The organism is Zhihengliuella salsuginis (assembly GCF_014651715.1).
Lineage (GTDB): Bacteria > Actinomycetota > Actinomycetes > Actinomycetales > Micrococcaceae > Zhihengliuella > Zhihengliuella salsuginis.
The window spans coordinates 169,706-183,667 of the sequence record NZ_BMXK01000007.1 but is presented as its reverse complement, the minus strand read 5'-3'; the positions used below and the strand labels follow the sequence as shown (position 1 = coordinate 183,667).

General features: G+C 72.6%; 10 protein-coding genes. 7 read left to right on the top strand and 3 right to left on the bottom strand.

From position 1 onward, the window contains the following. Positions 1–103 precede the first annotated feature (103 nt). Positions 104–757, top strand: coding sequence for a mismatch-specific DNA-glycosylase (locus tag IE069_RS09645; protein ID WP_189349923.1), 654 nt, complete (start codon positions 104–106; stop codon positions 755–757). Here IE069_RS09645 and IE069_RS09640 read toward each other — a convergent pair. The 3 genes from IE069_RS09640 to hutH form a co-directional block, all read right to left on the bottom strand. Then, positions 746–1,390, bottom strand: a complete 645-nt coding sequence (locus IE069_RS09640) for a LysE family translocator (protein WP_189349921.1) — start codon at positions 1,388–1,390, stop codon at positions 746–748. The genes IE069_RS09645 and IE069_RS09640 overlap by 12 nt on opposite strands. Before the next feature lie 56 nt (positions 1,391–1,446). Continuing rightward, positions 1,447–4,623 (bottom strand): efflux RND transporter permease subunit, encoded by a 3,177-nt coding sequence (locus IE069_RS09635; protein ID WP_189349919.1) that lies wholly within the window; start codon positions 4,621–4,623, stop codon positions 1,447–1,449. 91 nt (positions 4,624–4,714) lie between these two features. After that, positions 4,715–6,280 carry a histidine ammonia-lyase gene (hutH, locus tag IE069_RS09630; protein ID WP_373287809.1) on the bottom strand — a complete coding sequence of 522 codons (1,566 nt, stop codon included), beginning with the start codon at positions 6,278–6,280 and terminating at the stop codon, positions 4,715–4,717. A 144-nt stretch (positions 6,281–6,424) separates the two neighbouring features. On the opposite strand from hutH, the gene IE069_RS09625 reads away from it, so the two are divergent. The 6 genes from IE069_RS09625 to hutI are packed head-to-tail and all read left to right on the top strand — an operon-like array spanning position 6,425 to position 13,929. Further along, complete coding sequence (locus IE069_RS09625; protein ID WP_189349916.1) at positions 6,425–7,138, top strand: IclR family transcriptional regulator; 714 nt, start codon at positions 6,425–6,427, stop codon at positions 7,136–7,138. Further along, complete coding sequence (gene hutU, locus IE069_RS09620; protein WP_189349915.1) at positions 7,135–8,850, top strand: urocanate hydratase; 1,716 nt, start codon at positions 7,135–7,137, stop codon at positions 8,848–8,850. Before IE069_RS09625 ends, hutU begins: the two co-directional genes overlap by 4 nt. Positions 8,851–8,860: 10 nt before the next feature. Beyond that, positions 8,861–10,195 (top strand): YjiH family protein, encoded by a 1,335-nt coding sequence (locus IE069_RS09615; RefSeq protein ID WP_189349914.1) that lies wholly within the window; start codon positions 8,861–8,863, stop codon positions 10,193–10,195. A 4-nt stretch (positions 10,196–10,199) separates the two neighbouring features. Then, complete coding sequence (locus IE069_RS09610; RefSeq protein ID WP_189349913.1) at positions 10,200–11,519, top strand: allantoate amidohydrolase; 1,320 nt, start codon at positions 10,200–10,202, stop codon at positions 11,517–11,519. Next, positions 11,516–12,736, top strand: a complete 1,221-nt coding sequence (locus IE069_RS09605; protein ID WP_189349912.1) for a formimidoylglutamate deiminase — start codon at positions 11,516–11,518, stop codon at positions 12,734–12,736. The genes IE069_RS09610 and IE069_RS09605 overlap by 4 nt, the downstream gene beginning before the upstream one ends. Beyond that, entirely contained in the window at positions 12,733–13,929 is a 1,197-nt protein-coding gene (gene hutI / locus IE069_RS09600) for an imidazolonepropionase (protein ID WP_189349911.1), read from the top strand. Before IE069_RS09605 ends, hutI begins: the two co-directional genes overlap by 4 nt. The last annotated feature ends 33 nt before the right edge of the window (positions 13,930–13,962 follow it).

Below are 13,962 nucleotides of genomic sequence, written 5' to 3'. Positions count from 1 at the left end.
GCGCCGAGCCGTACTAGGCGAAATTGACGGCAGACGACGCCGGCGGGGCCACCGCCGCTACCATGAGGGCGTAGCTGGATGACAGGGAACGGAGGGGCCAACCATGTCCGAATCGACGCGGGGAAAGCCGCGCCGCCCCTCGCCCCTCGGCGGCCGACGGCCGCGACGGGACGAGCTCGCCGGGTTCGCCACCGGCGCCCCGGACGTGCTCGACGACATCCTGCCGGCGGATCCCGCCGGCCTGCGCCTGCTGATCGTCGGCATCAATCCCGGCCTGTGGACCGCGGCCGTGAACGCGCCCTTCGCCCGGCCCGGCAACCGGTTCTGGCCGTCCCTGCACCGCGCAGGCCTGACCGACGACGTGGTCGACGCCTCGCGCGGGCTCTCCGCCGGCGACGAGGACCAGCTGCTGGGGCGCGGCATCGGCCTGACCAACCTCGTGGGGCGCGCGACCGTGCGGGCCGACGAGCTCACCCGCGATGAGCTGCAGGCGGCGGGGCGGCGCCTGGTCGAACGGGTGAGTCAGCTGCGGCCACGCGTCGTCGCGATCGCGGGGATCACCGCGTTTCGCGCCGCGTTCGGCCAGCCGCGGGCCACGTTGGGGCGCCAGGACACGAAGATGCTTGTCGGGTGGCCGCCCGGCGTCGTGCTGTGGGTGGTGCCGCAGCCCAGCGGACTGAACGCCCACGAGACCATCGATTCGCTCGCGGACAAGTGGCGCCGCGTGTGGGACGACGTCGCGGTCTCAGGCCTTTGAGCCGGTGAGGGCGAGCGCGCCGCCCAGGCCGACCATCATCCCGCCGCCGCTGGCGCGGATGGCGGACAGGCGCTTCGGCGAGGAGGCGAACCAGTGGCGCGCGGCGCCGGCGGCGATCGCCCACGTGCTGTCGCAGACCAGGGCGATGACCACGAAGGCGAGCCCGAGCACGAGCATCTGGAGCGGGACGCTGCCCGCGTGGAAATTCACGAACTGGGGGAGCACCGCCACGAAGAACACGGTGGTCTTCGGGTTGGAGACGCCCACGACGAACCCCTGACGGAGCGTCACCCAGGGCGCCGCGTCCTCGTGGACGGCGCCGCCGGCCGACTGGCCGAGACCCGCGCCGCGGTGGCGGATGGTCTGGATCCCGAGGTAGACGAGGTAGGCGGCGCCGAGCAGCTTGACGATCGTGAAGAGCAGGACCGATTCGGCCACGATCGCACCGAGGCCGAAGGCCACCGCGACGAGGAGCGGGAGGGCGCCGAGCTCGTTGCCGAGGACGCTGAGCAGCCCGCCGCGGTGGCCGTGCGCCAGCGAGCGGCCGATCACGAACAGGACGGACGGGCCGGGCAGCAGGATCAGCAGCAGCGAGGCCAGCGAGAAGGCGGCCAGGGATTCGACGGACGGCATGCCCACAGACTACCCGTGCCCACGCCGTCGCCGCGGGCGACGACGGCCCGCGCGCGTTACGCGTCGCCCTCCCGCTGCGCGCGCAGCGCCCGGCGGCTCGGCAGCGGCTGGCCGGCGGCGATGAGGTCGATCAGGCCGGTCTCCGGTTCGCGGTCGGCGGCGGGGCGCCTGCGCTCCTTGCGCGCCTCGAAGAGGCGGTAGAACACCGGGACCAGGATCAGCGTAAGCACCGTCGAGGAGACCAGGCCGCCGATGACCACGATCGCCAGGTCCCGGGAGATGAACCCGCTCGATCCGGTGACGCCGAGCGCCATCGGCAGGAGCGCGCAGATCGTCGCCAGCGCCGTCATGAGGATCGGGCGCAGGCGCTGGCGGGCGCCGTTCTCGACGGCGTCGGCGAGGGGCTGCCCGTCGCGGCGGTACTGGTTGACCAGGTCGATCAGCACGATCGCGTTCGTCACCACGATGCCGATGAGCATCAGCATGCCGATCAGCGAGGCGACCGCGAGCGGGCGCCCCGTGAGCAGCATGAGCAGGACTGCGCCCGTCGCGGCGAACGGTACCGAGATGAGCAGGATGAGCGGCTGCATGAGCGACTTGAAGGTCGCGACCAGCAGGATGTAGACGATCGCGATCGCCGCGAGCATCGCCAGGCCCAGCTGCTGGAAGGAGTCCGCCTGCTGGGCGGAGGCTCCGCCGATCTCGAAGTCGACGTCGGCCGGCAGATCAGCGGACTCCAGACGCTCGGTGATCTCCGCCGTCACGGCGCCCAACTGGCCTTCCTCGGGGGAGAGGGAGACCGTGGCGACCCGGTCGGCGCCGGCGCGGGTGATCGTGTCCTGCACGTCGACGGTCTCGACGTCGGCGACGTCGTCGAGCGCGAGCAGGCCGGCCGCCGTCGGGATCCGGAGCTCGCGCAGCTCCTCGGGCGAGCCGTAGGTCTCGCCGCCGGCGACGTAGACGGAGAGGTTGCGGTCGCTGATGCGCAGCTCGCCGATCGAGCGCTCGTTGCCCGCGGCGGCCACTAGCCCGGCAACCTGCATCTCCGTCAGGCCCGCCTCGGCGGCGGCGCCGCGGTCCACCTCGACCACGAGCGAGGGCTGAGTGGCCGCCAGGTCGGACACCGGCGCGTCCGCGTGCGGCGTCCCCTCGAGCGCGTCGAGCACGGTGCCCGACGCCTCGGCGAGGGCCTCGCCGTCGCCGGAGGTCAGCTCCACGTCTACCGTGGTCGCCCCGACCGAGGTGCTCTCGCCGAAGCTGATCGCGTCCGCCGATTCCAGGTCGGAGACCGATGCCTCGAGCGCGTCGCGGACCGCGGCCTGGTCCCGTCCGGCGTCGGTGGTGACCATGAACAGCCCCGACGAGGAGTCGCGGCTGAAGCCGTCGCCGCCGACCGTCAACAGGACGGACTCGACGCCGTCGACCCCGAGCAGGGCGTGCTCGGTCGCCTCGGCTTCGTCGGAGATGGCCTCCAGGGAGGCGGAGGCCTCGAAGTCCTGGTTGACCATGACGGAGTTCGAGCCGGTGCTGCCGAGGAAGTCGACCTTCAGGGCCGGGACCATGGCGCCGGTGCCGATGAGGATGACGACCGCCGCGATCAAGGTGATCACGGGGTGGCGCTGGGTGCGGCGCAGCAGCGGGACGTACGCGCGCTGGAGCCGCGAGCCGGACTCCTTCGCCTCGGCCTCGCGGCGGACCGCGTCCGCGTCGATCTCGCCCGTCGGGGCCTTCATGAACCAGTAGGCGAGCACCGGGACGATGGTCAGCGCGACCAGCAGCGAGGAGAGCATCGCGATGGTCACGGTGAGCGAGAACGGCCGGAACAGCTCGCCGACGGCGTCGGAGACGAACACGATCGGCAGGAACACGACGACGGTCGCCAGCGTCGAGGACGTGATCGCGCCGGCCACCTCGCGCACGGCCGTGAAGATCGCGGCCGACTTCCGCTCGCCGTAGGAGAGGTGCCGCTTGATGTTCTCGATGACCACGATCGAGTCGTCGACCACGCGGCCGACCGAGATGGTCAGCGCGCCGAGCGTGAGCATGTTCAGCGTGTAGTTGCTGATGTAGAGGCCCGCGAACGTGACCAGCACGGAGAGCGGGATGGAGATGGCGGTGACGATCGTCGCCCGCAGCGAGAAGAGGAACAGCATGATCACCACGACGGCGAACAGGAGCCCCAGCGCGCCCTCGAGCGCCAGGTGCTCGATCGACTCCTCGACGAAGGGCGCCTGGTCGAAGATGACGGTCGACTCGGCCTCGGCCTCCAGGCCGGCCTCGAGCGCCGCGGTGGCCCCCGGCAGCGCCTCGGAGACCGCGTGGGAGAGGCGCACGACGTCGGCGTCCGGCGTCTTCGTGATCGTCACCGAGATGCTGGGCTCGCCGTTGGTGCGCGTGATGGACTCGGCGGCCTCGGTGTCGATCGCCACGTCGGCGACGTCGTCGATGGTCACGGCCGGGCCCGGCGCCGGCGGGGCCCCGGGGGACTCCGCCGAGGGCATGAGCGGCAGGGAACGCAGCGCGTCGAGGGTCTCGACCGCCTGCCCGGCGGTGACCGAGACGTTCTCGTCGTCGATGAGCACGGAGCCCGCGGGCAGGGCCTGGCCGTTGGCCTCCAGCGCGTCGGAGAACGCCTGCGCGGACAGGCCGGCGGCGGCGAGCGCGCCGTCGTCCGGGGTGATGGTGATGCGCTCGGTCGCGCCGCCGGAGACGGAGACCTCCCGGACGCCGTCGAGCTGCGACAGCTCCGGCACGAACGAGTCGTGCAGCTCGCGGGAGAGGTCCTCGGCGCCCGCCTCGGAGGAGACCGTCAGCATGACGGCCGGGATGTCGGCGACCGACCCGGCCATCAGTTGCGGCTCCGCCCCCTCCGGCAGCTCCTCGGCGACCGAGTCGATCGCCTTGCGCAGGTCGGCCTCGATGCGCGACTGGTCCTCGCCGTACTCCGAGGCGACGGTGATCATCGCCAGCGACGGCGAGGACGAGCTCGTCACGGACTCGACCCCGGAGACGTTCTCGAAGGCGCCGGCGAGCGGCTGGGCGATCTGCTCGTCCACCACCGCCGGGCTCGCGCCCGGCGACGTGGTCATGACCGTGGTCTGCGGGAACTCGATGTCGGGGATGAGCTCCTGCTTGAGGGAGGCCATCGAGAACAGGCCGCCGGCGGCGACCACGAGGGTGAGGAGCGCGACCACCGCGCGGTTCTTGAGGCTCAGGCGTGCGAGAAACTGCAACGGAGTCGTCTTCCGATCGTGGATGCGGGGACGTTCATCAGATGAACTACCGCCGAGTATATCCGCGACGCGGTGCCGGAAGGCCCTCCGGTCAGATCAGGGGTGCCGGCGCCGCCGAGTTCGCCGCGGCCAGCAGGGTCCCGTCGTCGACGAGGCGGCGGACCGCCTCGATCTCCGGCGCGAGGTAGCGGTCCGTGCCCGGGCCCTCGACCACCTGGCGGATGGCGGTCCGCACCGCGGTGATGACCGGGGAGGACCCGCTCGTGGCGACGCCGCCGTCGCGCATGTCGAGGGCGCGGGCGCTCGTGAGCAGCTCGATCGCGAGAACGCGCGTGAGCCCGTCGATGCTGCGGCGCAGCTTCATCCCGGCGGCCCAGCCCATGGACACGTGGTCCTCCTGCATGGCCGAGCTCGGGATCGAGTCGACGGAGGCCGGGTTGGCCAGGCGCTTGAGCTCGGAGACGATGCCGGCCTGCGTGTACTGGGCGATCATGTGGCCGGAGTCGACTCCCGGGTCGTCGGCGAGGAAGGCGTTGAGGCCGTGGCTGCGGGCCTTGTCCAGGAAGCGGTCGGTGCGGCGCTCGGAGATCGAGGCGAGGTCCGCCGTCGCGATGGCCAGGAAGTCGAGGACGTAGCCGACCGGGGCGCCGTGGAAGTTGCCGTTGGACTCGACGCGGCCGTCCGCGGTGACCACCGGGTTGTCGACGGCGGAGGAGAGCTCGTACCCGGCGACCGACTCCGCGTGCGCCAGTGTCGCGCGCACGGCGCCGTGGACCTGCGGGGCGCAGCGCAGCGAGTACGCGTCCTGGACGCGGGTGAAGGCGTGGGCGCCGTCCTTCTGCTCCTTGATGAGGGGCGAACCGGCCAGGACGGCGCGCATGTTGGCCGCGGAATCGAGCTGTCCGGGCTGCGGGCGCAGGGCGTGCAGGTCCTCGGCGAAGACGCCGTCCGTGCCGAGCAGGCCCTCGACGCTCATCGCGCCGGCCAGGTCGGCCGTCGAGACGAGGCGGTGCAGGTCCTCGGCGGCGAGCAGGAGCATTCCGAGCATCCCGTCGGTGCCGTTGATCAGGGCCAGGCCCTCCTTCTCGGCCAGGACCACCGGGGTGATGCCGGCCGCGGACAGCGCGTCGGCGGCGTCGACGAGCTCGCCGGCGGCGTTGCGCACCTTCCCCTCGCCCATGACGGCGAGAGCGCAGTGCGAGAGCGGTGCCAGGTCCCCCGAGCAGCCGAGCGACCCGTACTCGCCGACGACGGGTGTGATGCCCGCGTTCAGCACGGCGGCGTAGGCCTGGGCGACCTCGGGGCGGACGCCCGTGCGGCCGGTGGCCATGGTGTGCAGGCGGTTGAGCATGAGCCCGCGCACGATCTCGCGGTCGACCTCGGCCCCCGACGAGGCCGCGTGGGAGCGGATGAGGGAGCGCTGCAGCTGGGCGCGCAGCTCGCCCGGGATCTGCTTGGTGGCCAGGGCGCCGAAGCCGGTGGAGACGCCGTAGTGCGGGCGGGTGTCGTGCGCGAGGTCGTCGATGACCTGGCGCGAGGCGGACATCGCGGCCGAGGACTCTGCGGAGATCTCGATCTTCGCGCCGTGACGGGCGACCGCCACGACGTCCTCGGGGGAGAGCGGTGCGGGAGTCAGGGGGATCGATGCGGTCATCATGGGTCCTTTCGGGTGGGGCGTCGACGTCCAAGTCTTGCCAAGTGGCGAGATTCACGTTTCAATAAGTGAAACGTAGATTTCGCCCGGTGGCAAGACCGGGCGGTTCTACGGACCACTTTCGCACGACGAGAACGAGGACGCACCATGGCTGAATCCGGGACCCGCACCGTTGATCGGGCGCTCGCGCTGCTCGGCGCCGTCTGCGACTCCGGGAACCTCAGCCTTGCCGAGGCCGCCCGCGAGACGGGCCTCTCCGCCTCCACCGCCCTGCGCCTGCTGCGCACCCTGGAGGCCAGCGGATTCGTCCGCCGGCAGGACGATGCCGGCTACCGGCCGGGGATGCGCATCGTCCAGCTGGGCGCCCAGGCGCTCAGCCACGAATCGCTCGTCTCGCTCGCGGTCGAGCCGCTGCGCCGGCTCGTCGCGACAACGGGGGAGTCGGCGTACCTCAGCGTCCCCGCCGCCGGCGGGACCGCCGAGGAGCACAGCATCTACATCGCGGTCGAGGAGGGCACCCACTCGGTGCGCCACGCCTCCTGGGTCGGTCGCAGCATCCCGCTGGACCGGACCGCCGTCGGAGCCGTCTTGCGCGGGGCCACCCCGGCGGCCGGCTACGTCGTCGTCGACCGCGGCGTCGAGAAGGACGTCACGGCGATCGCCGCGCCCGTCACGGTGGGAACGGCGGGGGACGACCGCGTCGTCGCGGCCCTGTCCGTCGTCGTTCCGACCTACCGCATCACCGAAGAGATCACCGCCTCGATCGGCGCCCGCGTGGCGCACGAGGCCGCACACCTACTCACGACAGAACAGACCCCGGCCAGCGCCGCTGACGCCGCGACCAAGGAGAACACCGCATGAGCACCTTCACCCAGCACGACCCCTCCCGCAGCATCCGCGCCGCGCGCGGGACGGAGATCACCGCCAAGTCGTGGCAGACCGAGGCGCCGCTGCGCATGCTGATGAACAACCTCGACCCCGAGGTCGCCGAGCGGCCGGAGGACCTCGTGGTCTACGGCGGCACGGGCCGCGCCGCCCGCTCGTGGGAGGCGTACGACGCCATCACCCGCACGCTCGAGAACCTCGAGGACAACGAGACCCTGCTCGTGCAGTCCGGCAAGCCCGTCGGCGTGTTCACCACCAACAAGTGGGCCCCGCGCGTGCTGATCGCCAACTCCAACCTCGTCGGCGACTGGGCCACCTGGCCCGAGTTCCGCAAGCTCGAGGCCGAGGAGCTGATGATGTACGGCCAGATGACGGCCGGGTCCTGGATCTACATCGGCACCCAGGGCATCCTGCAGGGCACGTACGAGACCTTCGCCGCCGTCGGCCGCAAGCTCCAGGCCGAGGGCCGCATCGCCGCGTCCACCGGCGAGGAGGGGCCGCTCGCCGGCACGCTGACGCTCACCGGCGGCTGCGGCGGCATGGGCGGCGCCCAGCCGCTCGCCGTCACCCTGAACGACGGCGCCTGCCTCATCGTCGACGTCGACGAGACCCGGCTGCGCCGCCGCGTCGGCAAGCGCTACTTGGACGAGGTCGAGACGGACCTCGACGCCGCCATCGCCAAGGTGAACCAGGCCAAGGCCGAGCGCCGCGGCTGGTCCGTCGGCTACGTCGGCAACGCCGCCGAGGTCTTCGGCGAGCTGCTGCGCCGCCACACCGCCGGGGAGCTGACGATCGACGTCGTCACCGACCAGACCTCCGCGCACGATCCGCTGTCCTACCTGCCGGAGGGCATCAGCGTCGAGGAATGGCACACCGCCTCCGCCGCCGACCCGGAGGGCTTCACCGCGAAGTCGCAGGAGTCCATGGCCAAGCACGTCAAGGCCATGGTGGAGTTCCAGGACGCCGGCGCCGAGGTGTTCGACTACGGCAACTCGATCCGCGACGAGGCCCGCAAGGGCGGCTACGACCGCGCCTTCGAGTTCCCCGGCTTCGTCCCGGCCTACATCCGCCCCCTGTTCTGCGAGGGGCTCGGCCCGTTCCGCTGGGTGGCCCTCTCCGGCGACCCGGAGGACATCCGCGTCACCGACGAGGCGCTCAAGGAGCTCTTCCCCGAGAACGCCCACCTGCACAAGTGGCTCGACGCCGCCGCCGAGCGCGTCGAGTTCGAGGGCCTGCCGGCCCGCATCTGCTGGCTCGGCTACGGCGACCGCGCCAAGGCCGGCCTCCTGTTCAACCGCCTCGTCGCCGAGGGCAAGGTCTCCGCGCCGATCGTGATCGGCCGCGACCACCTCGACTCCGGCTCCGTCGCCAGCCCGTACCGCGAGACCGAGGCCATGGCCGACGGCTCCGACGCGATCGCCGACTGGCCCCTGCTCAACGCCCTGACCGCCGCCTCCTCGGGCGCCACATGGGTCTCGATCCACCACGGCGGCGGCGTCGGCATCGGCCGCTCCATCCACGCCGGCCAGGTCTCCGTCGCCGACGGCACCGAGCTCGCCGCCGCCAAGCTCGAGGCCCTGCTGACCAACGACCCGGGCATGGGCGTCATCCGCCACGTCGACGCCGGCTACGACCGGGCCGCCGAGGTCGCCGCCGAGCGCGGCGTCCGCGTCCCGATGGCCGAGTAGGGCGATCCCGATGGAGCAGACACCCCGGACGACGACGTCCGCCCCCGCGGCCACGCGCGGCCTCTGGCGCTTCTTCCTCTACAGCGCGATCGGCCTGTTCATGTTCTTCGTCCCCGTCACCATCGCCTGGACGAAGACCATTCCGCTCGACCACCTGGTCACGCTCGTGGCGACGCTGCTGGGCGGGGCCGTGAAGTACGTGGCGCTCGCCCTCATCGCGGCGGGCACCGTGTACCCGTTCGCGACGGGCCGCTGGCGCGAGTCGCCGCTGAAGCGGGTGTTCTCGTTCCTGAACATCGTGGGCCTGGCGGCCGGCCTCGCGCTCGTCTTCGGCGTCGGCCCGGGGTGGCTGTTCGAGCCGGATCTGGGGCCGTTCCTGTTCGACAAGCTGGTGGTCCCGGTCGGGCTGATCGTCCCGATCGGCGCGATCTTCCTGGCGCTCCTGGTCGGCTACGGCCTCATGGAGTTCGTCGGCGTGATGCTGCAGCCGATCATGCGGCCGGTGTGGCGGACCCCCGGGCGCTCGGCGATCGACGCCGTGGCCTCCTTCGTGGGCAGCTACTCGCTCGGGCTGCTGATCACGAACCGGGTCTACCAGTCCGGCCGCTACACGGCCCGGGATGCGGCGATCATCGCCACCGGGTTCTCGACGGTTTCGGTGACGTTCATGCTGATCGTCGCCAAGACGCTCGACCTCATGCACATGTGGCTGCCGTACTTCCTGCTGACGTTCGCCGTGACCTTCGCGGTCACCGCGATCACGGTCCGGATCCCGCCGCTCAGCCGCATCCCCGACGACTGCTTCGAGGGCGCCGAGCCGAAGCCGGAGAAGCAGGTGACGACGCGTCGCTTCGCGGCCGCCTGGTCCGAGGCCCGCGGCGTGCTGGCCAAGGCGCCCGGCCTCGGCCGCAACGTCTGGGACAACTTCAAGGACGGCGTCCTGATGGCGATGGCGATCCTGCCGTCGATCCTGTCGGTGGGCCTGATCGGCCTGGTCCTGGCCCGCTACACCCCGGTCTTCGACTGGCTCGGCTACGTCTTCTTCCCGATCACGTGGGCCCTGCAGCTGCCGGACCCCATGCTGGCGGCCAAGGCCTCCGCCGTCGGGATCGCCGAGATGTTCCTGCCGGCCACCGTCGTGGCCGGGCACCCGTCGGAGCTGCTGCGCCTCGTGATCGGCGTGGTCTGCGTCTCGGCGATCATCTTCTTCTCCGCGCTCGTGCCCTGCATCCTGGCCACGCGCATCCCGCTCAAGCTGTGGCAGATGGTGGTGATCTGGGCCCAGCGCGTGGCCCTGACCCTCATCCTCGCCACGCCCGCCGCCTACCTCATGGTTGGAAGGTAACGACATGACAGAACCCCTCACGGGCGAGGCCCAGCGCTTCGCCACCGTCAACTCCCTCATGTCGGCGATCGCCGGCACGGGCCGCGACGCCCGCCGCGGCGGATACTCGCGCCCCGTCTACTCGACCGCCGAGCTCGAACTGCGCGAGTGGTTCGTCGCCGAGGCCACGGCCCGCGGCCTCGCCGTCGAGCGCGACTCCAACGGCATCATCTGGGCCTGGTGGGACCTTCCCGACCGGCACGACGGCGGCGCCCCCGCCGGTGCGGATCCGCGCGCCGGCGCGCTGGTCACCGGTTCGCACCTGGACTCGGTGCCCGGCGGCGGCCCGTTCGACGGCCCGCTCGGCGTCGCCTCCGCCCTCGCGGCCTTCGACGTGCTGAAGATGCGCGAGGCCGCCGGCACGCTGGCGCGCAAGCGTGCGTTCGCGATCGCCGTCTTCCCCGAGGAGGAGGGCTCGGCCTTCGGCGTGGCCTGCCTGGGCTCCCGCCTGCTGACCGGGGCGATCGACCCGGTGCGCGCCCTGAACCTGACGGACGAGCGCGGCACGACCTTCGCCGACGCCTCCCGCGCCCACGGGCTCGACCCGGACGCGATGGGCCGCGACGAGCTGGCACTGTCCCGCATCGGGGACTTCGTCGAGCTGCACGTCGAACAGGGCCGCGGCCTGAACACCGAGGACTACACGGATGCCGCCGGGCGCGGTCCCGCCGTCGCCGTCGCGTCGTCGATCCTCGGGCACGGCCGCTGGCGCCTGTCCTTCACCGGGCAGGGCAACCACGCCGGCACCACGCTGATGACCGACCGCGCCGACCCCATGATCGCCGCCTCGCAGGCGGTCCTCGCGATCAGGTCGATCGGCGCCGCCCAGCCGGGCGCCCGCGCCACGGTCGGCCGGCTCGAGCCCGTGCCCGGCGGAACCAACGTCATCGCCTCGCGCGTCGACCTCTGGATCGACGTCCGCCACCCGGACGACGCGGTCACCGCCGCCCTCGTGACGCGGATCCTCGAGCAGGCGCAGCAGATCGCAGCCCTCGAGGGCTGCGCCGCCGAGCTGACCGAGGAGTCGCTGTCGGCCACCGTGCACTTCGACGCCTCGCTGACCCGGGCCCTGACGGCCTCCGCGGCCCGCACCGTGCCGGGGACCCCGGCCCTGGCCACCGGCGCCGGGCACGACGCCGGCGTCCTCGCCTCCGAGGTGCCCACCGGCATGCTGTTCGTCCGCAACCCCTCCGGTATCAGCCACTCGCCGGAGGAGTACGTCGAGGACGATGACGCCGCCACCGGCACGGCCGCCCTCGCCGATGCGCTGGGGGACCTGCTGTGAGCGGCGCGACGGTCGAGGTCCCGGGGCCGGTCAACGCCCACTCCCACGCCTTCCACCGCATCCTGCGCGGGCGCACCCACGAGGGTGCGGCCGGGGGAGCCGGCGACTTCTGGACCTGGCGCGAGCAGATGTACGCCGCAGCCGAGTCCCTGGACCCGGACGGCTACGAGCAGCTCGCCACCGCGCTGTTCGCGGAGATGGTCGTCTCCGGGTGGACCGCCGTCGGCGAGTTCCACTACCTGCACCACCGCCCCGGCGGAGAACGCTACCCGGACCACGACATGGAGCGGGCGCTCGCCCGGGCCGCGGCGTCGGCCGGCATCCGCCTCGTGCTCCTGGATACCTGCTACCTCTCCGGCGGCCTCGACGCCGACGGGCGGCAGCTCGACCTCAACGAGACCCAGGCCCGCTTCAGCGACGGCGACGCCGCCGGATGGCTGCGCCGGCACGAGTCGCTGCGCGCAGCGCTCGCCGAGGAGGACGCCGGCACCGGGCTGTTCACGCTCGGCGCGGCCATCCACTCGGTCCGCGCGGTCCCGCCGTCCGAGCTCGCGGTCATCGCCGGTGCGCTGCCGGAGGATGAGCCGCTGCACGTGCACCTCTCCGAGCAGCCGGCCGAGAACGCCGCCTGCCTCGCCGCGCACGGCGTCACGCCCGCCGGCCTGCTCGAGCGCCACGGCCTGCTCTCGCCGCGGCTGTCGGCGGTGCATGCGACGCACCTGACGCCGGCGGATATCGCCGCGCTCGGGTCGGCCGGCTGCGCGATCGTCATGTGCCCGACCACCGAGGCGGACCTCGCCGACGGCATCGGGCCGGCGCGCGAACTCGCCGACGCCGGCGCCGTGATCGCGCTCGGCACCGACCAGCACGCCGTCGTCGACCCCTACCTGGAGATGCGCGCCCTCGAGCACGGCGAACGCCTGCGCACCGGCATCCGCGGCCGGTTCTCCCCGGCGGAGATCTCCGCGGCCGCCCGCGCCGGCGGGCTCGCCAGCCTTGGCCTCTGCGACAACGACGACGTCGTGCACGTGCGCGCCGACAGCCTGCGCACCGCCGGTTCCCGGCCGCCGCAGCTGCCCCTGACCGCGACCGCCGCCGACGTGGCGTCGGTGCGCATCAACGGCACGGTGCTCGCCCGGGACGGGATCCACACCCGCCTCGGCGACCCGGCCGACCTCTTCACCCGCTTCTTCACCGACCATCCGGAGTTCTCATGAGCCTGCTAGTGACCAACATCGGCGAACTGACGACCCAGGATCCGGAGCGGCGCGTGCTGACGGACGCCGCCGTCGTGATCGAGGACGGGCGCTTCGCCTGGATCGGCGCCGCCGCCGACGCTCCGGCCGCGGACGAGGCGCACGACGCCGGCTCCCGCGCCGCGCTGCCCGGCTGGGTCGACTCGCACACGCACCTGATCTTCGCCGGCGACCGGTCGGCCGAATTCGAGGCCCGGATGGCGGGGGAGGCCTACGCCGCCGGCGGGATCTCCGTGACGATGGACGCCACGCGCGCCGCCGACGACTACGAGTTGACGCGGCTGCTGCTCGGCCGGGTCGCCGAGGCCGCCGCGGGCGGGACCACGTACCTGGAGACGAAGACCGGCTACGGGCTCAGCGTGGAGGAGGAGCGCCGGCACGCCCGCATCGCGTCCTCCGTGGCCGACCAGGTCACGTACCTCGGCGCGCACCTTGTGCCGCCGGGGGCCGACGCGGACGAGTACACCGAGCTGGTCTGCACCGACATGCTCGACGCCGTGAAGCCGTACGCCCAGTTCGCGGATGTCTTCTGCGAGCGGGGCGCTTTCAACGAGGAGCAGTCCCGCCGCGTGCTCAGCGCGTGCCGCGAAGCCGGGCTCGGGCTGCGCGTGCACGGCAACCAGCTGGGCCCGGGGCCCGGAGTGCGTCTCGCCGTCGAGTTCGCCGCGTCGAGCGTCGACCACGTGAACTACCTCGAGCCCGCCGACGTCGAGCTGCTGGCCGGCACCTGGTCGGGCTGGGATGCGGCGGGCGCGACGGGGACCGCGGGCGTCGTGGCCACGTGCCTTCCGGCGTGCGACCTGTCCACGCGGCAGCCGCTCGCCCCGGGCCGCGAGCTGCTCGACGCCGGCGTGGAGATCGCGCTGGCCTCCAACTGCAACCCGGGCACCAGCTATACGTCTTCGATGGCGTACTGCGTCGGCACCGCGGTGCTGCAGATGGGCCTGACCGTGACGGAGGCGGTGCGGGCCGCGACGTTCGGCGGGGCGCTGGCGCTCGGCGTGCAGGACACGGTCGGCAGCGTCGAGGTCGGCAAGCGCGCGGACCTGCAGCTGCTCAACGCGCCGGCGGCGGCGCATCTGGCCTACCGGCCGGGGATGCCGCTGACGCAGGCCGTGTTCCGCGCCGGCGAGCGGGTGGACCCCCGCGCGTAGGAGGCAGCGCACGCAGAAAGGGGCCCGGCCGGG

Excerpts from the sequence above, each read along its gene's own strand:
- IE069_RS09610 (WP_189349913.1), top strand. The coding sequence starts at position 10,200 with ATGACAGAACCCCTCACGGGCGAGGCCCAGCGCTTCGCCACCGTCAAC.
- hutH (WP_373287809.1), bottom strand. The coding sequence starts at position 6,280 with ATGATGACCGCATCGATCCCCCTGACTCCCGCACCGCTCTCCCCCGAG.
- hutI (WP_189349911.1), top strand. The coding sequence starts at position 12,733 with ATGAGCCTGCTAGTGACCAACATCGGCGAACTGACGACCCAGGATCCG.
- hutU (WP_189349915.1), top strand. The coding sequence starts at position 7,135 with ATGAGCACCTTCACCCAGCACGACCCCTCCCGCAGCATCCGCGCCGCG.
- IE069_RS09645 (WP_189349923.1), top strand. The coding sequence starts at position 104 with ATGTCCGAATCGACGCGGGGAAAGCCGCGCCGCCCCTCGCCCCTCGGC.
- IE069_RS09615 (WP_189349914.1), top strand. The coding sequence starts at position 8,861 with ATGGAGCAGACACCCCGGACGACGACGTCCGCCCCCGCGGCCACGCGC.
- IE069_RS09640 (WP_189349921.1), bottom strand. The coding sequence starts at position 1,390 with ATGCCGTCCGTCGAATCCCTGGCCGCCTTCTCGCTGGCCTCGCTGCTG.
- IE069_RS09625 (WP_189349916.1), top strand. The coding sequence starts at position 6,425 with ATGGCTGAATCCGGGACCCGCACCGTTGATCGGGCGCTCGCGCTGCTC.